Here is a 21,788-nt window from a genome sequence, read left to right as displayed (position 1 = left end):
GTACGGGCGGGGCGAAACCCCGGCGTCAGGTCCCGTAGCGCCGGTGCCGGGCGGCGTAGTCGCGCAGCGCCCGCAGGAAGTCGACCTTGCGGAAGGCCGGCCAGTGGACCTCGCAGAAGTAGTACTCCGAGTGGGCGCTCTGCCAGAGCATGAACCCGGAGAGCCGCTGCTCGCCGCTGGTGCGGATCACCAGGTCGGGGTCGGGCTGGCCGCGCGTGTAGAGGTGCTCCGAGATGTGCTCGACGTCGACGATCTCGGCGAGCTCCTCGAAGCTGGTGCCGCGCTCGGCGTGCTCCAGGAGCAGCGAGCGGACCGCGTCGGCGATCTCCTGGCGGCCGCCGTAGCCCACGGCGACGTTCACGAGTATCCCCGTGTTGTCCCGGGTGGCCTCCTGGGCCTCCTTGAGCACGGACTGGGTGCGGGAGGGCAGCAGGTCCATCGTGCCGACGTGGTGGACCCGCCAGCGCCCGTCGGCGGCAAGCGCGCGCACGGCGTTCTCGATGATGCCGAGCAGCGGGACGAGCTGCTCCTCGGGCCGGTTCAGGTTGTCCGTGGAGAGCATCCAGAGCGTGACGACCTCGACGTCGGTCTCGGCGCACCAGCCGAGCAGCTCCTGGATCTTGTCCGCGCCCGCCTTGTGTCCCTGCTCGGGGGTCCCGCCGGACGCCTTGGCCCAGCGCCGGTTCCCGTCGAGGATGACCCCGATGTGCTTGGGCACCTGGGCGTGGTCGAGACGGCCCTCCACCCGGCGTGCGTAGAGCCCGTACACCAGGTCGCGCAGGTTCACCGTTCTTTACCCCTCTGTGCAGCGACGGACCCCAGGCATCGGCGGTCCGCAGGCGGCCACAGTACTGCGCCGGGGCTGCGGGCTCCCAGCCCGGGACGGTCACAAGTCCGTGATAAGCAGAGATACGTGACTGATTCCCCCCTGTACCGCGCTTCCGCGGACCGTTACGACACCATGGAGTACCGCCGCACGGGCCGCAGCGGCCTGAAGCTGCCGGCGGTCTCGCTCGGCCTCTGGCACAACTTCGGCGACGACCGCACGCTGGACTCCCAGCGCGCGATCCTGCGCCGCGCCTTCGACCTGGGCGTCACCCACTTCGACCTGGCGAACAACTACGGACCGCCGCCCGGCTCGGCCGAGCTGAACTTCGGCAAGCTCTTCGCCCAGGACTTCGCCCCCTACCGGGACGAACTGGTCATCTCGACCAAGGCCGGCTATCTGATGCACCCGGGGCCGTACGGCGAGTGGGGCTCCCGCAAGTACCTGCTGTCCTCGCTCGACGCCTCCCTGGACCGGATGGGCCTCGACCACGTCGACATCTTCTACTCGCACCGCTTCGACCCGGAGACCCCCCTGGAGGAGACGATGGGGGCCCTGGCCTCCGCCGTCCAGCAGGGCAAGGCGCTGTACGTCGGCGTCTCCTCGTACACCGGTGAGCAGACCGCCGAGGCCGCGCGGATCCTGAGGGAGATGGGCGTCCCGGCCCTGATCCACCAGCCCTCGTACTCGATGATCAACCGCTGGACCGAGGAGGACGGCCTCCTCGACACCCTGGAGGCGGCCGGCATGGGCTGCATCTCCTTCGTGCCGCTGGCGCAGGGCCTGCTCACCAACAAGTACCTGAAGGGCATCCCGGAGGGCTCCCGGGCCACCCAGGGCAAGTCCCTCGACCCGAACCTGCTCTCCGACGAGGTCCTGCGGCGCCTGCGCGGCCTCGCGGACATCGCGGAGCGGCGCGGCCAGTCCCTGGCGCAGCTCGCGCTGTCGTGGGTGCTGCGGGACCCGCGGATGACCTCGGCCCTGATCGGCGCGTCCAGCGTCGCCCAGCTGGAGGAGAACGTGGCCGCGCTCGCCGGCGCTCCCCTGACGGACGAGGAGCTGACGGAGATCGACTCGTTCGCGGTGGACACGGCGGGCACGAACATCTGGGCCGGCCGGGGCTGACGTCCCCCTTCTCCGGAGGGAAAGAAAACGGGCCGGTCCGTGGGGGGGATACGGACCGGCCCGAGGGGGGGTTTCCACCATAACCCTTCGATAGTCGTCCCGCGCGCCACGTACGCCCGAAGTCCCGCCCGGAATCCCCCGGACCCCGTGCGGGACAAGGGCTGTGAGGCCTCGTGGCGGGTTTACGCCCCGGCGTGGCGGCGGGGTTCCGTCCCTCCCAGGGGGGACCGGGGGGCGGGGGCGCGACGTTGACGCGGGGCACGCGTACGCGTGGGGGGCCTACGCGCGCACGCGTGGAGGTCCTACGGAGGGCCCGGGCCGAGGAGGGTGAAGGCGCCGTACGCGGCGGAGGCGAGGGCGAGGCCGGCGAGGACCGGGGCGGCGGTGCGGGTCCCGAGGCGCGCGAGGGCGGCGGCGGGCGGGAGCAGCAGTCCGAAGGCGGGCATCATCAGGCGCGGCCGGGAGCCGAAGTAGGCGGCGCCGACGAGGGAGACCAGGACGACGCCGATCGTGTACACGAGCAGGGGCAGGGGCTGCCGCTGCCGTACGCAGAGGACGACGAGCCGGGCGAGCAGGGCGAGGGCCGCGGTCAGGCCGAGGGCGGCGGGCCAGGGCAGGCCCGCGATGAACCGGGCGAGCGCGAGGCCGCCGTCGACGGAGTTGCCCCAGGCGGCCTGGACCTCGAAGTAGGCGGTGGGGCTGCCCTCCCGTACGCCGACGTACACGACGTACCCGAGCCAGCCCAGGGGCGCGATCAGCACGCCGGCCACCGTCCGCGCGGGCAGCCGGCGGTCCCGTACGAGGGCGGCGAGGGCGGTGGTCCCGAGCGCGGCGATCAGGGCGGCGGCCGTCGGCCGGGTGAGTCCGGCGGCGACGCAGAGGGCCCCCGCCAGGATCCAGCGGTCGCGCAGGACCGCGTACAGGGACCAGGCGGCGAGGGCGGTGAAGAGGGTCTCCGTGTACGCCATGGACTGGACGAACGCGGTCGGGTACACGCCCCACAGGACGGCGAGCACGATCCCGGTCCTCGGCCCGAAGGCGTGGGCGCCGCACTTGTGAATGCCCCCGGCGGCGACGAGCCCGGCGGTCCAGGAGACGAGGAGTCCGGCGCCGGCGGCGTCGAGGGGCAGGACGGCGGACAGGCCGCGCTCCAGGGCCGGGAGGAGCGGGAAGAAGGCCAGGTCGGAGTGGACGGCGCCGCTGGGGAGGGCGGTCTCGTACCCGTAGCCGTGCTCGGCGATCCGCACGTACCAGACGGAGTCCCAGCGGCCCTTGAGCCGGTGCAGCCCGTCCTCGCCGGTCGCGGCGGCGGCGATCGCGAGGCCGAGGAGGCCGAGCGCGCGGGTGGCGGCGTAGCCGCCGAGGGCCAGGAGGACGGGACGGCCGGGGCGGCCGGGCCGGGACGGGAGCATGGGTTCGATTATCGCGGCCGGTCGGGACGGGGTGGGTCCGGCCCGGGCTCAGGCCAGGAGGCGGTACACGACGACGAGGGTCACCAGTGCCGCCAGTGCGACGGCGGCGAGCAGCCGGGCCCGCTCCTTGGAGGGCCACACGGCGACGTGCGGTCCGCCGCGTCCGGGAACGACGAAGAACACCCGGTGGGGGTGGGAGGCGAGGACGACGCGCGCCAGGGGGAGGTGGCGCAGGGTGATCCGGCGGCTTATCTCTCCTTCGTGCGGGAGGAGCCAGGACTCCAGGAGCCCGGCCACCTCCCCGTCGGTGTCGCGCGCCAGGGAGGAGCGCGGGCCGACCACGCGGACGTCGGTCCAGTCACCGTGGTCACGGGCGGTCCTCCACGCCCCGTACGGCAGGACGGGGGAGGAGACCTTGACCTTCACGACGAACGGGCTCCTGGTGACGACGCCCTCGGTCCATGTCACGGTCCTCGCGGTGCCCCCGCAGCGCCGGTGGGGGACGGTGCCCGCCCTGTCGCAGTCGGGGCAGGCGCGGGAGCCCGACCCGCCGCACCGGGTGCAGGTGTTCTTGCCGCGTCCGGCGCATCCGGCGCACGCGGCCTCCCTGGTGCCGCACTGGCCGCACGTGACGCGCCCCTGCCTTCCCACGTGCCCCGCGGTCCCCCGGTCGCGCGACGGACGGCTGCGGCGACCGGTGCCGTCGCACCACAGGCAGGCGGCGATCCCGTGGCAGTCGCCGCAGGCCTTGGCCGGGGCGCACGGCAGCTCGCCGCCGCCCTTGCAGCGCTCACAGGCCACCAGGCCGTTGCCGCAGTCGCAGGCCCGGTCGTCCACGGAACCGCGTCGCACCAGTCGCAGCGTCGTCTCGGTCGCGGGGTCCTCGGGGGGCGGTATGCGGTACGTGTGGAGGCTGGAGCCGTACACGGGCCGGTCCGACAGGTCGATGAAGCCCTGGTGGAACCGCTCCTCCTCCGTACGGGTCTCCAGGGAGCGCAGGATCCGCCCTTCGATCAGGAGGTGCCGGGTGATGTCCGCCCCGCCCGGGGGCGCCTGACCGGGCCCGTCCTGCTCCTCGACCCGGCGCCGCACGGCCGCCAGGACGTCCTCGTCGCTCAGCACGCTTCCCCCACCCCCGGTCCACGCCGGAGCGGGTCGGCCTCGGCGTGTCCATGGAACGATACCCAAGTGCCTTGGGAGGAAGGCGAGTTAAATAACACGGGGAGGCGTGGGGAGGCCGGCGGGGAGGCGCGGGGAGGCCAGCGGGGAGGCGCGGGAAGGCCGGCGGGGAGGCCGGGTCCAGGAATCAGCCGAGCGGCCTCATGCGGGCGAACTTCCCGGCCATGACGGGGCCGAGCCGGTGGACGAGGGCGTGTCCGGGTTCCTGCGGGGAGGGCAGGTCGCCGAGGAAGGAGGTGACGATGACCTCGTCGACGCCGAGGACCCCGCGACGGCTCTCCTCCTCCAGGAAGGCGAGCGTGCGGCGCCAGTCGGGCGCGGCCGGGTCCTCGCCGAGGAAGGAACGGACGGTGTCCTGGACGACCTCCCAGAAGAACACGTGCGGCAGCACCCCGCCCTGGTGGAGCACATGGGTCTCGTAGGCCTCACGGAACTCCGGGATCCGGGCGACGAGGTCACTGACCAACTGCACACCCGGCGTCACGCTCGGCGTCGTCGTCATCTGTCCAGAATGCTCCTGCCCGACGACCGCGTCCCGCCACCTTTACGCTTTCCTGGAAACACCTTTCGCCGGGTTTTTCCCGGAGAGGGGTGGACTGTCCCTCTTTCGTGGCCGATCGGAAGGGTGTACGGGTCGGGGGGGGCGGGCGCCGCGTCGGAAGGCAGACCTGCACCGGCCGTGAGTGCGCCGTCGACGCGATGGCCACCGCCACGGACCCGGCCCTCAGGGCGCCCCCAGCAGCAGGCCGAGCAGGGCGCCGCCGATCATGAACGGTCCGAACGGGATCGCGGACTTGCGGTCCGCCTTGCGGAGCAGGACGAGACCGAGTCCGTACGCCCCACCCAGCAGGAATCCGGCGAAGGCGCCCGCGAAGAGGACGGTCCAGCCGTACCAGCCGAGGAGGGCGCCCAGCGGGAGCGCGAGCTTGACGTCGCCGAAGCCCATGCCGTTCGGGTTGATCACGAAGAGCAGGAAGTACGCGGCCCCGAGCACGAGTCCGCCGAGCAGCGCGTGCCCGAACGAGCCCGCCGCGCCGGGCAGCAGCGCGGCCGCCCCGAGCAGCAGGGGAACCAGCACGGCGAGCGGCAGCGTGAGCCGGTCGGGGAGCCGGTGGACGCGCAGGTCGACCGTCGCGAGGAGCACGGCGAAGGGCGCGCAGAGCAGCCACACCCCCAGCTCCGGCCGGAACCCGGCCGACGCGGCGAGCGCGGCGCAGGCCGCGGCGAGGACGAGCGGGACGGCGGGCGCGGCGCGCAACGGAACGCCGGGCTCCGGGGAGGGATCTCCCTCGGCCGTGGTGTCGGCGTCGGCGTCGGCTTCGGCGTCGGCGTCGGCTTCGGCGTCGGCGTCGGCTTCGGCGTCGGCCGTGATCACGTCACGCGGTCCGGGTGCCGGAGCGGTCGTGGCCGGGACGGTCAGCGCGCACGTCCGGCACCGCGTCCCGCCGAGCCAGCCGCGGGCGGGGCCCAGCAGGGTGTGGCCCTGCGGGCAGGCGTCCCGCCACGCCTCCTCGGGCTCCACGGAGAGCCGGTACGCGGCGCGCGGCACGAGCAGGCCGGTGGCGGCGCCCCACAGGGCGGCGAGGGCGATCAGCGTGGCGTCCACGCGGTCGACCCTAGGGCGGGGCGCGGACGCCGGGCATGGGCCCAGGGGCCCACTGTTCCGGGCCGGGGGCCCAGAGCGGGGCCCGGGGCGGGGGCGCTACGGTCTCGGGCCATGGGGAAATGGCGTGACGGCAGAGGCACTTTGGGCGTCCCGGGCCGGGACGGGACGATCCCCCTGGAGGTGGCGGCCTCGTACGGGGCCCGGCGGCGCGGGCTGCTCGGGAGGGACGGCGTCGAAGGGGCGCTGCTGATCACCCCGTGCAACAGCGTGCACACCTTCCGGATGCGCTTCGCGATCGATGTCGCCTACCTGGACCGGACGTTGAACGTCGTCGCCGTGAAGACGATGAGGCCGGGCCGCATGGGCCGGATCAGCCTGCGGGCCCGGCACGTGCTGGAGGCGGAGGCCGGGGCGATGGCGCGCTGGGGACTGGTGCCCGGCGTCCGGCTCACGCTCTCCGTGTGAACCGGCCGGCGGGGCCGCACCGGGATCGTTCCGGCGCGGCCCCGACCGTAAGGCTATGAACCCTGGGCGCGCAGGAAGGAGACCTCCACACGACGGTTCTTCTTGCGGCCCTCCTCCGTGCTGTTGCTGGCGATCGGGTACTGCTCGCCGTAGCCACGGATCTCGTACGTGATCCCCGCGGCGGCGAGCTGCTGTTCGAGGACGGTGTGCACGGCCTGGGCGCGCTGCTTGGAGAGCACGTCGCCGTGGGCCGAGGAGCCGAGGTCGTCGGTGAAACCGAAGACACGGACCCTCTTGGCGTCCTGCTTCTTGATCTCGGCCGCGATGGCGGCGATGCGCGCGTTGGCGACGGCGGACAGCTTCGCGCTGTCCTTGCCGAAGAGGACCTCCGCCTGGAGCGCGAACTTGATGTCCGTGTTCGTGTCCTCGCGGCGCTCGGTGCCCTCCAGGTCCTCGACGATGGACTTGATGTCGAGCACCTTGGGCGGGGCGAGCTCGGCCCCGTCGGGGATCTTGAGATCGGGGTCGCTCGCGTCGATCTCCACGCTGGGCACGCTGGAGGCCGACGGGTACGGGTTGTCGTCCGCCGCCGCGGGCGGTGTGAAGAGGCCGAACGCGAGCGTTCCGGTGAGGGCGACACCGGCCGCACGCGCGGCGGACCGCCGGCCGCGGGTCAGGGTCACGGTCATCAGGAGATCTCAATCGTGCCGGTGGTGAAGCCGGGGAAGGTGAGGCCTACTTCGGTGGTGGTGTTCGGGGGGGACGGGAACTGGGCGAAGAAAGGCAGTGTTTCGCCGGCCTTGATCAGAGAGGTGTACTTCGTGGTGGTCAGCGGGCGGTTATCCGTGTCGCGCAGCACGTAGTAGCGCTTCTTATCCTTGGAGTCCGTCAGAGTCATCGCCGCGAGGGAGCTGCCCGTCAGCGCGACATCCTGCTCCAAACCGTTCCACTGAACAGGCGTGGTGTAGCCGTCACCACCCGTGTTCTTGAACTCGCCGGTGACCGTGAGGAAGCCGCCGGAGTCGCGCTTCGCTTCATGGACCACCATCTCAAGGCCCTTCTCACCCTTGAAGGTGGCGAGGACCGTGCTGGTGTCCGGGTAGGTTTTGCCGTCGTCGCTCTTTGTCGGCTCCTCCTTCCCGGGAGTCGGGGCCGAGGAAGAGGTGTTCCCCTGCCCTTGTCCCTTCCCGTCCTCGTCGCCGCAGGCCGCGAGCGAGAAGGTCAGGGCCGCCGCCAACAGGGCGGCTGCGCCGGCTCGGCGCGTCGTCCTCACATGCCGAATGCTCATGAGTGGTGATTCCTTTGCGTTCGTTCGCGGTCAGTCCTTGGCCAGGTGGACGTCGAACAGGTCCGCCATGTCCGGAAGAAGATCCAGTCTTGTCGGGTCGATGACCCACTTCTCGCCGTCACAGAAGAACTGGCCCGGAGAGGGCTTCTCTTCTTCCTCATCGGGGTCCTCGTCCTCGCCGTCCGTGGGTGGCGCCTCGGTGGCCTCGTTGGGCTCGAAGCTGCACCGGGTCTCGACCACGGCCGTCGCCGTAGCCTCCGCGTACTTCCCCTCGGTCCCCTCGACGATGCTTTTGCCCACCGATTTCTCCGACTTGACCTTCACCGTGACGCCCCAGCGCCCGTCCGCGAGAGGGGCACAACCGATGCGCTGGGCATCGTTCTCCGCGGCGAAGCGCGAGGCTTCGGCGCACCCGGCCTCGGGATTCCACACGTCTCCGTCGATGAGGTCCTTGAGCCATTCCGGATCGAGGATGTGCAGGCGGAGGGTGTCCTCCAGGCCGTCCCGGGACTCCTTGGCGGCGGCCAGCGCCGCGGCGTCGGCCGCTGTCTGCGTCTCGTTGCGCCTGACGTCCGCCTGCCCGAACGCGAAGAACATCAACGCGAGAAAGAGCAGGCCGACCACCGCTGCGATGTACAGCGGTGCGGCCTGCCCTGACTCGTCGTAAGGACGAGGCGTCACTTGATGACGCTGTTGATCTTCTCCTTGAACGTGTTGGCGATCGTGGTGCCCATGTCCGTCGCCAGCAGTGCCGCGAGGATCGCGACCACGAGGATCGTGATGCCGACGTACTCCATCGCGCCCTGTCCCCGGTCCCGGCGCTTCTGCAGAGCGTCGACGCGGGTGTTCACCCAGGAGCCGACGTAGACCTTGGCGGTGGTGGCGGCCTTCAGAGTGGTGTCGCTCATGATGTTCCCCTCCCGGTTCGGCCGGCCCGCGGCCGGTCTCGCTTCCGACACGAGGAACGTACGCCGGGGCGACGTCCCCGGGCATGGGCCCCAGGGCCCAAGTACGGTCCCAAGCGACCGGGTGGGCCCGCGGGTCTCCGGGGTGCTCAGTCATGGCGCGGCGCCCCTCTCCGGGCGATGCCGTTCCAGCGGGCGATGGCCTCGCCCCGGCTTCCGGCGTCGAGCTTGGCGAAGATGCGGTTGATGTGGTTCTTGACGGTCTTCTGGCTGATGAAGCAGGTGGCGGCGATCTGCTGGTTGGTCATGCCCGACGCGATCAGGTCCATCACCTCCACCTCCCGCCGGCTCAGCTCGGACAGTACGGTCCCGTCGGTCTGGGGGCCCAGGGAAGACTGTCCCACATTCGCTTGCAGAAGCGAATGGTTTTGGGGAGATTTCGGTCCGGGCTGAGGAGGAGCAACTCCCCGGTGTTCAGTGTGCATTGGTGAAGCATTCGACCTCTGCTGCTGCTCCTGCGCGTATGCGGGTGCAGACGGTTGGTCGGGGCTCGTGAACGCCCTCCCCAAGCCCTCCGGCAGGGGCTGCCCGGGGGCCCGGGCCCCCGGCGCGCCTCCCCGCAGCGACTCCAGGAGCGCGGCGGAGGCGGAGTGCGTGAAGTGGGCCCGGCCCCGTCTGATGTCGCGGACGGCCTCCACCAGCTGGTCGGCGGTGAACTCGCCGTGGACGAGGTAGCCGCCCGCGCCCAGGCGCAGGGCCTCGTGGACGATCTCGCTCTCCCGGCTGTACGTCATCATCAGCACCGGGGCGAGCCGCACCAGGTGCGGCAGGGCCGAGATGCCGTCCACGCCGGGCATGCGGACGTCCAGGAGGACGACGTCGGGCCGGTGCCGGACCGTGGCCTCGTAGGCCTGGCGGCCGTCCGCGCTCTCCGCGACGACCTCGATGTCGTCCCGTCCGGAGAGCAGGACGCTCAGACCGGCCCGTACGACGGGGTTGTCGTCGGCCACGACCACCCGCAGCGGTGTCGTGGCGGCGGGCGGCCGGTCCGGCAGGGCGGGGAACCCCTCCGGCGCGGGCATGGGGCCTGAGCCGGTCGTGTCGTCGGGCATGGTCGCGGCCTCCTCTCTCAGGGGGCGGGGGACGTCGGGAAAGGTGAAGGTGCGGACGCGTTCTGCGGGGCGAGCGGCCCGGGCGCCGCGGGGCCCAGGGCGGAGGCGAGGAGTTCGAGTCGTACCTCCGTGCCCCGCGCGGCACGGCCCCGGCCGATCCGGATGCGGGCGCCGATGGACGCGGCCCGCTCGACCATGCCGACCAGGCCGAAGTGGCCGGCCCGCCCGAGGTCGTCGAGGGTGGTCCCGGCGGGCAGGCCGACCCCGTCGTCGTACACGCTGATCCTCAGGACGTCGCCGACGACGCCGGCCGAGACCTCCAGCCGGGTCGGGCGGGCGTGCCGGTGGGCGTTCTCCATGGCCTCGCTCGCGATGGTCAGCACGTGGCGGGCGACGGCGTGCGGCACCGGTGGGACGGCGGCGGCGCCGAGACGGCGGAAGGTCACGCCGACCCCGCCGCACCGGCGCGAGAAGTCGGCGGTCCGCGCCTCCAGTTCGGACAGTACGTCCACTCCGCCGTCGAGGCCCGACTCGCGGCGCAGGTCCGAGAGCAGCTCCCGTGACTCGGCCGCCGCGCGGCGGGCCGAGCGGGCGACCAGACCGGCCTGGTGCCTGACCGTGGCGGGGTCCACCCGCTCGGCCGAGCCGGCCAGTCCGTCGGCGGCCATCGCGAGTCCGTGCAGCGTCTTGGCGACGGAGTCGTGCATCTCGCGGGCGAGCCGGGCCCGTTCCTCCTCCACCGCCTCGTGGACGGCGAGGCGGGCCCGGGTCTCGGTCAGGGCGGTGGACGCGGCGCCGAAGCGGAGGAGCAACCCGCGCAGGCTGGCGCCGACGGCACCGGCCATCAGGCACAGGCCGACGAGCAGCAGCGCCGACGCGTCGGCCTCGGCGGTGCTCACGGCGTAGGCCGCCCCGAGGAGGGCGACCTGGCAGCCGGCGAACACGGCCCCGCCCCGCCAGCTGTAGACGAGGCCGGCGAGGAGCGGCGTGCAGATCGTGACGTACGCGAGCGTGGAGTTCGGCGAGGCCGCGAAGAGCAGCAGTGCGCCGAAGAGCATGTCGAGCGCGAGCAGCCACGGGTGCCGGAGCAGGAAGGGCCCGAACCGCTCCCAGTCCCGCAGCAGGGCGTAGGACACCATGACGGTGACGAGGACGGCCGCGCCGATGATCCAGCTCCCGGGCCCCTCCGCGGCCTTGGCGAGGGCGAAGGGGGTGGCCAGGGCGGTCATGGCGAGCCTGAAGCCGAAGAGCTGCCGGCACAGCGCCTGGAGCGCGTTGATCTGGATCGGGATGCCGGGCGGGGGGTCCGCGGGCCGGCGCCCGGCCCCGCCGTCGCCCCGCTGCCGCACGACCCCGCCGTCGCCCCACTGCCCCGCGCCCGCGCCCGCGTCCACGCCCGCACCCGCGTCCACGCCCGCGCCGACGCCACCCAGGTGGAGCGTCATGCGATCGTCGCCGCCCCCTCCCCCTCGCTCTCGTCCCCGCTCTCGTCCCGGCACCGTCGTCAGCCCCCGAAGAGGGTGCCGAAGTCGACCTCGGAGGCGTAGTAGAAGCCCACCCCGATGAGGATCATGGTCGCGGGGAGCATGAAGCTCGTGACGAGGAGCGTGGCCTTCGGCACGGCCTTGGACGCCTTCTGGCGGGCGGCCTGCGCGTCGGTGCGGCGCATGTCGGTCGCGATCTGGATGAGGGTGTCGACGATGGGGGCGCCGAGCTCCTCCCCCTGCTGGAGGGCGGAGACGAACATCGACACCTGCTCGGAGTCGTTCCGCCTGCGCAGCTCGTCGAACGCCTGGCGGCGGCTCATGCCCATGTCCATCTGGCGCAGGGTGATCCTGAGTTCGTCCGCCCAGGGGCCCTGGTACTTCTCCGCGACGCGTTCCATCGCCTGGCGGAAGCCGAGTCCGGCGGAGACGACGACGGCGAGGACGTCGAGGAAGTCGGGGAGCGTGCGCTCGATGTCCTCCTTCCGCTTCCGCATGGCGAAGCGGATGAGGGCGTCCGTCCAGAAGAAGCCGTAGACGGCGAACACGACGGCGAGCACGACCTGGCCGTTGGCCAGCATGGAGAACGCGGCGGCCCCGCCGAAGACCGTGTAGACGGCCTTGCGGGCGGCGTAGCGGTCGACGGTCATGCCGTTCGGGTTCCCGGCGAGGTCGAGCTTGCGCCGCATGGCGTCGACCCGCTTGGGGCCCATCATCCTCAGCACGCGCGGCGCGTGCCGCATGCCCATCCGGTCGATGGCGGAGCCGGTGGCGGTGGTGCGCGAGGCGCCGGACTCCAGGGCCACCACGAGGTCGGAGGGGAGCTTGGCGTCGGCCCGGTACATCCGTACGCCCTGGAAGACGCCCCAGACCCCGAGGCCGAAGAGCAGGGAGAGCAGCAGATCCATGGTGGTGTCCCCGCCCTTCAGGTGCGGATCTTGGTGAGTCGGGTGATGAGGAAGAAGCCGAGCCCGTAGAGGCCGGCGGAGACGACGACGGCGATCTTCCCGCCGGTCGCGGCCGTCATGTCGTCCAGGGCTCCCGCCCGCATGCCGTTGATGACGAGGAGGAAGCCCACGCCGAGGACGGGGACCATGATCGCGGTCATCCTGACCTGCGAGAGGATCGTCCTGACCTCGCGCCGGGTCTCCTTGCGCTCCTCCAGCGTGTCGGTGAGGTTGCGCAGGGAGGTGACGATCGTGCCGCCCGCCCGGCTGGACAGGATGAGGGTGGTGAGCAGCACGGTGAGCTCGCGCGACGGCAGACGTTCGCCGAGCTCGTTGAGCGCGTCCTCCAGGGAGTGGCCGACGGCGAGCTGGTCGGCGACGCGGCGGAGTTCCTCCCGCGCGGGGTCCTCCAGCTCCTCGCAGGCCATCGCGAGGGCGGTGCGCAGCGCCAGGCCGGCCTGGGTGGCGTTGGCGAGGAGCCGGGTGAGTTCGGGAAGCTGGTTGATGAACGCCTCGGTCCGCTTCTGGATCTGCGCGTTGAGGAACGCGTTGCCGCCCCAGACGCCGATGACGACGGCGAGGAGGCCGAAGAAGGGGGCGAAGACGGTCGTGGTGACGAAGTACACGGCGAGGAGCGCGCCCGCCACGTAGACGGCGTACTCGCCGGGGGTGAGGTCGAGGCCGGTCGCGGCCAGCTTGCGCTCGATGTTCCGGCCGAGCGTGGTCCTGCGCAGCCGCCGGTCGACGACGGTGAACCGCCGGTGCCGTCCCCGGCCCTCCGCCGGCCCCGTCTGGGACATCCGCCGGTAGAGCTCCTCCTGGTGGGCCCTGCCCGACGAGAAGCTGTGCACGCCGATGACGGTGAGCACACAGGCGAGCAGGGTGACCCCGATCGTCAGGAGCGGGAGATTGTCCATGTCGGGCGGGAACCTTCTGGGTGGGCGGCGGACGGGGCGGCGGCGGGGGGCCGGCTTACGGGGAGGGTGGCGGCGGGCCGGTCACAGAGGAACGCGGCGGTGGGCCGGTCACGGCGACCTCCGTACGGCGAGCTGGTCGTCCGACCGGGCGACGCCGAACGCGGCGGGGATGGGTTCGCTCCTCATGTAGAGGCGCTCGGCGATGCGGAGCGGCAGCGGGTGGTAGGCGAAGGAGCCGTACACCCGGCCGTCGGGGGCCAGGGGCTGGGCGTTGAAGCGGCAGACCGAGACGATCCGGTAGTCCTCGCGGCCGTGGGAGTCGACGACGGCGATCTCGGTGACGCGCCGGGAGCCGTCGGCGTGCCGGGTGAGCTGGACGATGACGTCCACGGCGCTGTTGATCTGGTCCTTGATCGCCACGAAGGGGATCTCCACCTCGGACATGGACGCCAGGGTCTGGAGCCGCATCAGGGCGTCCTCGGCGCTGTTCGCGTGGACGGTGGCGAGGGAGCCGTCGTGGCCGGTCGACATCGCCTGGAGCATGTCGAGCGTCTCGCCGCCGCGGACCTCGCCGACGATGATGCGGTCGGGGCGCATGCGCAGGGAGTTGCGGACCAGGTCGCGGATGCTGATGCGGCCCTTGCCCTCGACGTTCGCCGGCCGGCTCTCCAGGGTGATGACGTGGGACTGCTGGAGCCGGAGTTCGGCGGAGTCCTCGATCGTGACGATGCGCTCGCCCTCGGGGATGAGGCCGGAGAGGGCGTTGAGCAGGGTGGTCTTCCCCGTGCCGGTGGCGCCGGAGACGATGACGTTGAACCTGGCCCGGACCAGGCCGGCGAGCAGCAGCATCATCTGCTCGTCGAGCGAGCCCAGGCCGATCATCTCCGCCAGGGTGAAGGCGCGGGGGAAGCGGCGGATGGTGAGGATGGGGCCGGTCAGCGAGAGCGGCGGGATGATGACGTTGACGCGCTCGCCGGAGGGGAGCCGGGCGTCGACCATCGGATTCGCCTCGTCCACGCGCCGGTTGACGGTGGAGACGATGCGCTCGATGGTCTGCATGAGCTGCTCGTTGGACGAGAAGCGCAGGGGGAGCTGTTCGAGCCGGCCGCCGCGCTCGACGAAGACCTGGTCGGCGCCGTTGACCATGATCTCGCTGACGGAGGCGTCTTCGAGCAGGGGCTCCAGGATGCCGAGGCCGAGGGCCTCGTCGACGACGCGGCGGATGAGCTGGGCGCGTTCGACCGTGGAGAGGACCGGGCCCTCGCGGCTGATGATGTGGCCGAGGACGCGCTCCAGACGGATCCGGCGGTCCGCGGCGGCCAGCGCGGACATCTCCGCGAGGTCGATCTCCTCCAGGAGCTTGGCGCGGTAGACGCCGACGAGGACGTCTCCCTCGTCGTGGCCGCTGTGCGGCTCGGGGCTGTTGATGCGTGCCCTCAAGCTCATGTCGTCGACTCCTCGGCTTCTCTGGGCTTCCACCGCCCGCGTACGGGCGGTCCGTCACGGGTTCCGGGACCGGTGGTGCGGGGTGGGGGGTCAGTCGGCGGGCATCGTGGCGCTCTTCTCGGCGATGCCGAAGTTCTTCATGCCGGGGATCACCGACGGGACCTCGACCGTGACGGTGACGGTGACCCCGTCGCCCCAGTCGTTCTTGTCCGCGTCGGTGCCGTCGGCGAGCCAGTCGGACACGGCCTCCTGGGCGGCCTGCCGGGCGTTCATCCCGGCGTCGGGGTCGGCCGCCACCACGCGGGCCGCGGCGCGGGCGGCCGTGCCGGCCTGCTGGGCGGCGAAGGCGCCGAGGCCGAGCTGGACCACGAGCAGGCCGACGAGGAGGAGGACGGGGAGCCAGCCGAGGAACTCCAGGGCCGCCTGGCCCCGGTCGTCCTTCCGTGGACGGGTGTACGCACGGATGCTCACGGCTCAGTCCCCTCCTTCGCCGCCGCGGAGCGGCCGTCAACACTGATCGGGAGGCTCGGGCCGCCGGGAAACAGGATCGGCACGTCGACGGAGACCGTGGCCTTCACGAGCTCCCCCTCCGCCCAACAGAAGATCTTGGCTCCTCGCCACTCCTGGGGCAGATCTTCCTGACCGACGGACTGGCAGTCCGCCACGTCACGGGAAGCCGCGTACGCGCGCACCCCCCGGTCCGCCGCGTTCCCCGCCAGGATGAAGGTGTAGCCGACGAGGGCGCACTGCCAGAGGACGACCAGTGTCAGCAGGATCAGCGGGAAGGTGCCCGTGAACTCGACGCTGAGCTGGCCGCGGTCGTCGTGGACGCGGTCCCGCCGCCGTATCTCCGCCACTTCCATGGTTCGCCGTTCCCCCTCGGTTCCGTTGCCCACGTCTCCGTCCACCGACATCCCTGCCCGCTCGGGTGCCCGCCCACGTCCCCGCCCGTTCACGTCTCCGTCGTCACGTCCGTGACCTGCGCAGGCCGAACGACCCCCGGTCCCGGTCGCCGCGTCCCCGTCCCCCGCGCTCGCCCGCCGCGGGCTTCACCAGGCCCAGTTCGCCGGCCAGCGCCCATATCGCCTGCTTCACCGCCGACTTGGCCTCCAGATCCTGTATCCGGCCCGCGTCCACGACGGACTGCAGCTCCTTGAAGTGGGACGGGACGGTGGTCCGCGCGACCCGGGTCCCGGTGATCCGCTCGACGAGCGGTGGCTGGATCTCGGTGTTCCGGGCGTAGCGGTTGACCACCGTGACCGTCTCCTCCGCCTTGCGGATCTGGAGCCGTTCCCAGAGCCGGACCATGCGCTTGGCGGCCCGTACGGTGATCACGTCGGGCGTGGCCACGAGGACGCCGGTGTCCGCCATCTCGATCGCGGCGGCGTTCGCGCCGTTCATCGCGGTGCCGCAGTCGATGACGACGACCTCGTACTTGTGCCGGAGCGCGCTGACCGTCTGGCGTACGGCGCGGTCGTCGACCTCCTCGGCCCGCTCCCCCTCCGCGGGCGCGAGCAGCAGGGAGAGCCCGCCGACCTTGCTCTGGTCGCCGGAGTAGACGACGTCCTGGAGCACGCGGGGCGTGACGTCCTGGATGCCCGTCAGGTCGACCACGGAGCGGCGGTGCTGGACGTCGACGTACGAGGCCACGTCGCCGGCCTGGAGGTCCAGGTCGGCGAGGACGGTGCTCATGCCGGAGGCGCGGGCCGCCAGGGCGAGGTGGACGGCGATCAGCGTGGTGCCGACGCCGCCCTTCGCGCCGCTGACCGTGACGACCCTGCCGCCGGCCCCGCGCACGACCTCGCCGCCGTTGCCGAGGTGCCGGCGCACGCCGGTGGCCCAGACGGCGGCGGCCTGCACGCGGCCGGCCAGTTCCTCGTAGCTGAGCGGGAGGGCGACCAGGCCGCGGGCGCCGGAGTCCATGGCCGCGGCGAACAGGACGGGGCTCGCGTCGGCGGTGACGAGGACGACGCCGACCGCGGGGAAGCGGAGGGCGACCTCGCGGATCAGTTCCAGGGCGGGCACCGGACCGATCCGTTCGTGCACGAGCACGACCTCGGGCAGTTCGTCGAGGGACTCGCCGGCGAGCTGGGCGAGGGTGTCGACGAGCTGTGTGGAGTCACCGACCGGCGTCGCGGGCTCCGCTTCCGGGAGCTGGCTGAGCAGAGTGGTGATGGACCGGGCGGCGTCGGTGTCACCGACGGCCGGAAGGATCCTGGTCGTCATCCGGATCTCACTTGTCCTTGCCGATTTCGTAGGTGCGTTCACCGGGACGGAGGGAGGTGTCGCTGCCCGGGGCGATGAGGGCGAGGCGGACGTGCTCGGCGAAGGACTCCGCGTAGGCGACGCGCTGGGCGTCCAGGGTGTTCAGGCCGAAGGTGATCGGTACGGCCTCGTTGGAGCGGGAGCCCTCGCCCCGGGTCGGCTCCAGGGAGGTGAGCTTGCCGACGTCGAGGACTTTGGCGTTCGACACGATGATCTTCGACGTCGGAGCGGTCTTGTCGTTCTCGCCGGAGAAGGTGGCGAAGATGTTCACCTTGGAACCCGGGGTGATCTTTCCGGCCACGCCCGTGGCGGCGTCGATCATGATCGCGATCTCCTGCTCGCCGGGTTGGAGGGCGGGCCGCTTGACGATCATGTCGCTCTGCAGGAGAGAACCCTTGCGGAGCTGGGTGACAGCGATTTTTCCGTCGATCTCGGAAAGATCCGTGATCGCATTGGCCGAAAGCCAGCGTTTGGGAAGGGAAATCTTCTCGAACTGACTCTCCTTGAGGCTGGTGTAGGGGGCGACGTCGACCTTCATCTGATACGCCGAGACCTCGGGACCGACTTTCGAATTCACGTCGCCGATCACGGAGAGCACCCCGACGAAGGCGCCGAAGGCGCACAGAACGGAGAGGAGCAGGAGTATGACGCCACGGCGCTGACGGGAATTCATGGGCCGGACAACCTCATTGGGGGACGTGGGGCGAACGGACGGGACGGGACGCGGAGTCGGCGGCGGGCGGCACGGGCGGTCACCCCTCGGTCGTGACGCCGGGGGGCAGGGCCCGGCTCTCGCCCGTGGAGAGGGGCGCCGCGCAGAAGCCGCAGCGGTCGCCGATGAGCTCCATGCCGCACCAGTGGCACCACTCGCGGCGCACGCTCGCGACCAGCTGGTACAGCACGGAGAGGTCCGGGATGTGGGCGGCGAACTCGATCAGCTTGCCGGTGCCCCACCAGCGCGGGGAATCGGCGGGCAGGTCGGTCTCCTCGACCCCCTGCACCTTCCAGTCGGGGGCGAGCGTGCCGGTCACCCAGTCCGACTGCAACTGGCCGCGTGCCACCAGGAGTCGGGTGTCGTACTCGGGCCCGGCGAGCGTGCCGCCGCCCACCTTGACCAGCTGCGGCTCCGGGCCGGCCACGACGCCGAACTGCGAGCCCGGGATCCAGGACCTGGCGTGCGACGTGAGGCTCACCGGGACCCGGTCGAGCTTCGCGACCGAGCCGAGCAGCGCGCCGCAGTGGATGTAGTACGAGAGCAGCCGCGCCGCCGACGCGAGGACCCCCGCGCTGAAGTCGCAGACGGAGAGCTGGCGCAGCTGGCGGACGAGCACGGCCAGGCCGAGCGGGGGGAGGTCCGACCGGAGGAAGGCGACCCGGTCGCTCTCCAGGAGGGCGCGGACGGCGTGGAGCCGCCGTTCGAAGGCCCGGGAAAGGGTCGCGGGATAGAGGACGACGACGTAACCGTGCTGATCGAGCGTCACGCGCATGTCGAGGAGGGCGGCTTCCAGGGACTGCGCCTCGGGTGCCCGCAGTACGGCCGCGGTGGGCGTGTGCTGGTCGAGCAGTGGGAGCACCAAGTCGGTGCTCGTGACCGCGATTGCTGTCGACACCAAGATCCCCGTTTCGCTCCGGTCCCGGTTTCCCCGGCGGCCGCAGGCCCTTCCCCCGTCATCTGACCACATCGGCAGCTTATCCGTGCCCTACACGGCAGAGAACACCCTTCCGTGACACACGACGGCCCACGGATTCCCTTCACGGGCGCACCCCGTGTTCAAACCCCTGGAATCGTTGAATTCGGAAAGGACGAGGGGCGGGAGACGGGGTGTCGGGGGATCGCCGAAGGGGACCGGTCGTGTCCCGCGCCGGGGCCTACTTCTCCGTCACCGTGAGCGTGACGCTTTCGACGATCGCCGTGACGTCCCGGTCGGAGAGCGTGCCCTCCTCGGAGTTCACCGTGATCAGGTACGGGCGCGACCGCGCGTCCACGCCGGTCACCATCACGCCCTCCAGCCGGGTGCCCGCGGGCGGTGTGCCGGCCCTGCCCCGGGAGGTGAAGGTGTAGGTGATCTTCCGGGCCTCCTCGCGCCCGCCGGGCCCGGCCACCCGGATCTCCGTGGTCTTCGCCGGGGTGGCGCCCAGCTGGATCCGGGCCTCCGCCCCGACGGCCGCCATCTCCACGGTGTTCAGGCTGCCGTGGTCGAACTCGACGCTCATGGCCCCGACCAGGACGCCGCCCTCGGTGAGGGTCGCCCGGGCCACCTCGTGGGTGTTGCCCCGGTCGGGGGCGACCTCCTCGAAGGCCGCCGGGTGGGCGACGGTGAGCCGCTCGGTCCTCAGGGTGCCCCAGCCCTCGGGGGTGGTGCCCGCCGTCCCGCCGCTCCCGCAGGCGGTGAGCAGCAGTCCGGCGGCTCCCGCCGCCACCGCCGCGCGAAGGCCGCGCCCCGGCTTCCCGTTCATCCCCGACTCCCCTCGCTCGTCCCGGGCGGTGCTCCCGCCGCCGGTCGTCTCCCCGTACGCGTCCGCGCGCACGGACGTACTGTGCGTCATCGGGCGCAGTAGCTGTAGGGGACGTATTCCCGCTTCCCGTCCCGGGGCGCCCCGAGGAACCGGGCGTTCCGGAGCGTCTGGGCCTTGTTCGACAGTTCGACGGAGGCGCCGAGGGAGAGGCCCAGGTTCAGTTCGAACCCGTACTCGTGGGCGTCGGCCATGACGTCGTACCCGGTCCTGCTGGACCTGCCCCGGTCGAAGAGGAGCTGCCCGAAGGGGTCGTCGGCGCCCGGCCGGGTGGTGGGCGCGTGGTTGTTCAGGAGGTACGAGAAGACCGCGCCGCCGTCGCCGTTGCCGTCCAGCCACCGCTGCGCCACGGCGCGGTCGGCGTCGCCGTCCGGGCCCTTGGGGAAGGCCACCGTGTTGGTGAAGACCTCGGTCCTGCTCTTCCCGGAGTTGTCGACGGCGCCGACGCGGCCGCCCCTGTTGTCCTCGCCCTCCTTGCCGTTGTGGCCGCCCGCGCCGTCGGAGGTGCCGACGTCGTCGGACTCCGTGGTCTGGGTGAAGTCGATCCGGAGGAGTTCGCCGGTCTTCTGGTCGCGGGTGACGGTGACGGTGGCGGAGCGGGCGGCCTGCGCGTGGTCGCCGGTGTCGAAGCCGCCGGCGCCGAGCCTGCTGCCCCACTGGCCGTCGGCCTTGACGGAGTAGGTGTACGACTTGGTGCCGCGGTAGTCGTCCTTGGTGAGGATGACGTCGGCGTTGATCCTGGCGCTTCCCTCGATCCCGGCGGCGATGGTCCGGTCGTCGCCCGGGTTCACCGAGAGCCCGCCCTCCACGCTGCCGTGGACGCCGACGGAGCCGTAGCTGATGTGGCGGTCCTTGAGCCGGCCCTCGATCCGTTCGCGGAGCCTGTCCTCCTCCACCAGCGGCCCCTTGCCGAAGATCGCGAGGATGCCGTCGCCCATGCTCGCCTCGGCGCCGCCCGGGGAGGTGCGCCGGATCTCGTACATCCTGAGCTTCTCCAGGTCCCCGCGGAAGGCGTCGGCCTCTGCCCGGCTCTCGAAGACCCAGGTGTCGCCGTTGTTGACCTTGATGCCGCCGCCGAGGTCCACCGATCCCTTGCCCAGCTTGCCGATCTTCCCGCCGAAGCCGCCAGTGGCGCCGATCGAGGCCGAGTCCGTGAAGGTGGTGTGGACGAGCTGGTCGCCGCCGTCGACCTCACCGTCGCCGTCGACGTCGTAGTTGGCCTGGTGCACCTGGTCCTGAAAGCCGTACTCGTTGCCCCACTCGAACCAGCCGACCTCGACCTTGGCGCCCGCCTTGTCCGTGACGGTGGATATCGTGCACAGCGGCGGCTCGTAGTCGGCGTCGCGCGCGGCCGTGCCCCCCGGGCCCCTGCCGGGGGCGCAGCCGCCGCCCCAGAGCGAGGCGATCGAGCAGGCGAACCGCTCGCCGAGGGTGCCCGCCACGCCCGTCGCGGCGAGGGCGAGCAGGAGGGCCACGACGAGGACCACGGCTCCCACGTATTCGAGCGCGCCCGCGCCGCGGTCCGTTCTCCCCCGCCGGCCGTCCCTCATCGGTCCCCCTCCTGGAGCCGGTCCGCGGCGTGGCCGCAGAAGGCGCCGACCACGACGACGGCGCACGACATCGACAGGCCCTCGACCGAGGCGCGTTCCCACTGGAGCGCGAGGCTGACGACCTGGGCGAACAGCGGGACGGCGAAGAGCGCGGCGGCGTGGCGGGCGGGCGAGGAGCGGAACGGCTCCCGGTGGAGCCGGCCGGACACCCCGACCGCCAGGGCGACGCAGAGCGCGTTCGGCAGGTGGACCAGGAGCAGCCGGCCGCCGAAGCTCCCCAGCCGTTCGGCGTCGGCGAACGTCCCGTAGACGTAGGTGACCTGGAGGTACTCGGCGAGGAGCAGGACGATCAGGCCTGCGGCCCAGGCGCGGACGAGGACGGCGGTCCCCCCGTCCTCACGCGCCGTGTCCCGCCCTGCCCCGCCGGCCCACGGGGGCCCGTCCGTTCCGCGCATCGCCGCCGCCTCCCCGCCGCCCGCCCGGTGTTCGTCAGGGCACCTTAGGGGGCGCACGGCCGGGGATCGTGGGCCCGTGGACCCACGGCCGGACCCAAACTCCGGTCGCGGGTCCGGGGCCCCCTCCCCGACTCCCTTCCGTGCCAGAGGTCTTGACAAGTGAATTGGTCTGGACCAACTTGTAGCTTCAGCGGTGGCCACCGTCCGAACCCGTACCGCCTCGTACCGCCTCGTACCCCCGTACGAACCCCCTCCGTACGACGACGTACGGCACCTCCACATCCCCAACTCC

General features: G+C 72.0%; 24 protein-coding genes. 2 read left to right on the top strand and 22 right to left on the bottom strand.

Annotated elements, in window-relative coordinates; all coding sequences use genetic code 11:
• Positions 1-25: 25 nt before the first annotated feature.
• On the bottom strand, positions 26-787 hold the full coding sequence (locus ACIP5O_RS14280) for an isoprenyl transferase (RefSeq protein WP_401292666.1): 762 nt from the start codon (positions 785-787) through the stop codon (positions 26-28).
• Positions 788-913: 126 nt separating this feature from the next.
• On the opposite strand from ACIP5O_RS14280, the gene mgrA reads away from it, so the two are divergent.
• On the top strand, positions 914-1,951 hold the full coding sequence (gene mgrA / locus ACIP5O_RS14275) for an L-glyceraldehyde 3-phosphate reductase (protein WP_356541709.1): 1,038 nt from the start codon (positions 914-916) through the stop codon (positions 1,949-1,951).
• 302 nt (positions 1,952-2,253) lie between these two features.
• On the opposite strand, the gene ACIP5O_RS14270 is transcribed toward mgrA, so the two are convergent.
• The 4 genes from ACIP5O_RS14270 to ACIP5O_RS14255 all read right to left on the bottom strand — a co-directional run bounded on the left by ACIP5O_RS14270 (position 2,254) and on the right by ACIP5O_RS14255 (position 6,148).
• Positions 2,254-3,363, bottom strand: a complete 1,110-nt coding sequence (locus ACIP5O_RS14270) for a hypothetical protein (protein WP_401292663.1) — start codon at positions 3,361-3,363, stop codon at positions 2,254-2,256.
• 48 nt (positions 3,364-3,411) lie between these two features.
• The gene (locus ACIP5O_RS14265; protein ID WP_401292660.1) at positions 3,412-4,485 is read right to left on the bottom strand and encodes a hypothetical protein; all 1,074 of its coding nucleotides are present in this window, start codon (positions 4,483-4,485) and stop codon (positions 3,412-3,414) included.
• A 184-nt stretch (positions 4,486-4,669) separates the two neighbouring features.
• Positions 4,670-5,044: a hypothetical protein gene (locus ACIP5O_RS14260; protein WP_401292657.1), complete on the bottom strand. Its 375-nt coding sequence runs from the start codon at positions 5,042-5,044 to the stop codon at positions 4,670-4,672.
• 222 nt (positions 5,045-5,266) lie between these two features.
• Entirely contained in the window at positions 5,267-6,148 is an 882-nt protein-coding gene (locus ACIP5O_RS14255) for a prepilin peptidase (RefSeq protein WP_401292655.1), read from the bottom strand.
• Between the two features lie 111 nt (positions 6,149-6,259).
• Here ACIP5O_RS14255 and ACIP5O_RS14250 point away from each other — a divergent pair, with 111 nt between their 5' ends.
• The gene (locus ACIP5O_RS14250; protein ID WP_401292652.1) at positions 6,260-6,613 is read left to right on the top strand and encodes a DUF192 domain-containing protein; all 354 of its coding nucleotides are present in this window, start codon (positions 6,260-6,262) and stop codon (positions 6,611-6,613) included.
• Positions 6,614-6,666: 53 nt separating this feature from the next.
• Here the strand turns inward: ACIP5O_RS14250 and ACIP5O_RS14245 are convergent, their stop codons facing one another.
• From ACIP5O_RS14245 to ACIP5O_RS14165, 17 genes are all read right to left on the bottom strand, one after another.
• Positions 6,667-7,302, bottom strand: a complete 636-nt coding sequence (locus ACIP5O_RS14245) for an OmpA family protein (RefSeq protein WP_401292650.1) — start codon at positions 7,300-7,302, stop codon at positions 6,667-6,669.
• Positions 7,302-7,901: a hypothetical protein gene (locus ACIP5O_RS14240; protein WP_401292647.1), complete on the bottom strand. Its 600-nt coding sequence runs from the start codon at positions 7,899-7,901 to the stop codon at positions 7,302-7,304. Before ACIP5O_RS14240 ends, ACIP5O_RS14245 begins: the two co-directional genes overlap by 1 nt.
• Positions 7,902-7,931: 30 nt before the next feature.
• Positions 7,932-8,582 carry a pilus assembly protein TadG-related protein gene (locus tag ACIP5O_RS14235; protein ID WP_401292645.1) on the bottom strand — a complete coding sequence of 217 codons (651 nt, stop codon included), beginning with the start codon at positions 8,580-8,582 and terminating at the stop codon, positions 7,932-7,934.
• Entirely contained in the window at positions 8,579-8,809 is a 231-nt protein-coding gene (locus tag ACIP5O_RS14230; protein ID WP_401292642.1) for a hypothetical protein, read from the bottom strand. The genes ACIP5O_RS14235 and ACIP5O_RS14230 overlap by 4 nt, the downstream gene beginning before the upstream one ends.
• A gap of 146 nt (positions 8,810-8,955) precedes the next feature.
• On the bottom strand, positions 8,956-9,918 hold the full coding sequence (locus ACIP5O_RS14225; protein WP_401292639.1) for a response regulator: 963 nt from the start codon (positions 9,916-9,918) through the stop codon (positions 8,956-8,958).
• Between the two features lie 17 nt (positions 9,919-9,935).
• The gene (locus tag ACIP5O_RS14220; protein ID WP_401292636.1) at positions 9,936-11,363 is read right to left on the bottom strand and encodes a sensor histidine kinase; all 1,428 of its coding nucleotides are present in this window, start codon (positions 11,361-11,363) and stop codon (positions 9,936-9,938) included.
• Positions 11,364-11,422: 59 nt separating this feature from the next.
• Positions 11,423-12,310 (bottom strand): DUF5936 domain-containing protein, encoded by an 888-nt coding sequence (locus ACIP5O_RS14215; RefSeq protein WP_401292633.1) that lies wholly within the window; start codon positions 12,308-12,310, stop codon positions 11,423-11,425.
• Between the two features lie 17 nt (positions 12,311-12,327).
• Positions 12,328-13,266 (bottom strand): type II secretion system F family protein, encoded by a 939-nt coding sequence (locus ACIP5O_RS14210; RefSeq protein ID WP_401292628.1) that lies wholly within the window; start codon positions 13,264-13,266, stop codon positions 12,328-12,330.
• A gap of 108 nt (positions 13,267-13,374) precedes the next feature.
• Positions 13,375-14,712 carry a CpaF family protein gene (locus tag ACIP5O_RS14205; RefSeq protein ID WP_365545928.1) on the bottom strand — a complete coding sequence of 446 codons (1,338 nt, stop codon included), beginning with the start codon at positions 14,710-14,712 and terminating at the stop codon, positions 13,375-13,377.
• A gap of 90 nt (positions 14,713-14,802) precedes the next feature.
• Positions 14,803-15,183 carry a TadE/TadG family type IV pilus assembly protein gene (locus ACIP5O_RS14200; RefSeq protein WP_401292626.1) on the bottom strand — a complete coding sequence of 127 codons (381 nt, stop codon included), beginning with the start codon at positions 15,181-15,183 and terminating at the stop codon, positions 14,803-14,805.
• Positions 15,180-15,575, bottom strand: coding sequence for a TadE family protein (locus tag ACIP5O_RS14195; RefSeq protein WP_401292623.1), 396 nt, complete (start codon positions 15,573-15,575; stop codon positions 15,180-15,182). Before ACIP5O_RS14195 ends, ACIP5O_RS14200 begins: the two co-directional genes overlap by 4 nt.
• Before the next feature lie 103 nt (positions 15,576-15,678).
• Positions 15,679-16,938, bottom strand: coding sequence for a CpaE family protein (locus tag ACIP5O_RS14190; protein ID WP_401292620.1), 1,260 nt, complete (start codon positions 16,936-16,938; stop codon positions 15,679-15,681).
• Positions 16,939-16,945: 7 nt separating this feature from the next.
• On the bottom strand, positions 16,946-17,650 hold the full coding sequence (cpaB, locus tag ACIP5O_RS14185; protein WP_401292618.1) for a Flp pilus assembly protein CpaB: 705 nt from the start codon (positions 17,648-17,650) through the stop codon (positions 16,946-16,948).
• Positions 17,651-17,729: 79 nt separating this feature from the next.
• The gene (locus ACIP5O_RS14180) at positions 17,730-18,587 is read right to left on the bottom strand and encodes a hypothetical protein (RefSeq protein WP_401292616.1); all 858 of its coding nucleotides are present in this window, start codon (positions 18,585-18,587) and stop codon (positions 17,730-17,732) included.
• Between the two features lie 259 nt (positions 18,588-18,846).
• Positions 18,847-19,524 (bottom strand): hypothetical protein, encoded by a 678-nt coding sequence (locus tag ACIP5O_RS14175; protein ID WP_401292614.1) that lies wholly within the window; start codon positions 19,522-19,524, stop codon positions 18,847-18,849.
• Positions 19,521-21,041 carry a hypothetical protein gene (locus ACIP5O_RS14170; protein WP_401292613.1) on the bottom strand — a complete coding sequence of 507 codons (1,521 nt, stop codon included), beginning with the start codon at positions 21,039-21,041 and terminating at the stop codon, positions 19,521-19,523. The genes ACIP5O_RS14175 and ACIP5O_RS14170 overlap by 4 nt, the downstream gene beginning before the upstream one ends.
• Positions 21,038-21,496 carry a hypothetical protein gene (locus ACIP5O_RS14165; protein ID WP_401292611.1) on the bottom strand — a complete coding sequence of 153 codons (459 nt, stop codon included), beginning with the start codon at positions 21,494-21,496 and terminating at the stop codon, positions 21,038-21,040. The genes ACIP5O_RS14170 and ACIP5O_RS14165 overlap by 4 nt, the downstream gene beginning before the upstream one ends.
• Positions 21,497-21,788: the final 292 nt, after the last annotated feature.

The sequence above is a fragment of the Streptomyces sp. NPDC088915 genome (assembly GCF_044749825.1).
Taxonomy (GTDB): Bacteria; Actinomycetota; Actinomycetes; order Streptomycetales; family Streptomycetaceae; genus Streptomyces.
This window is presented reverse-complemented; position numbering and strand designations above follow the sequence as displayed.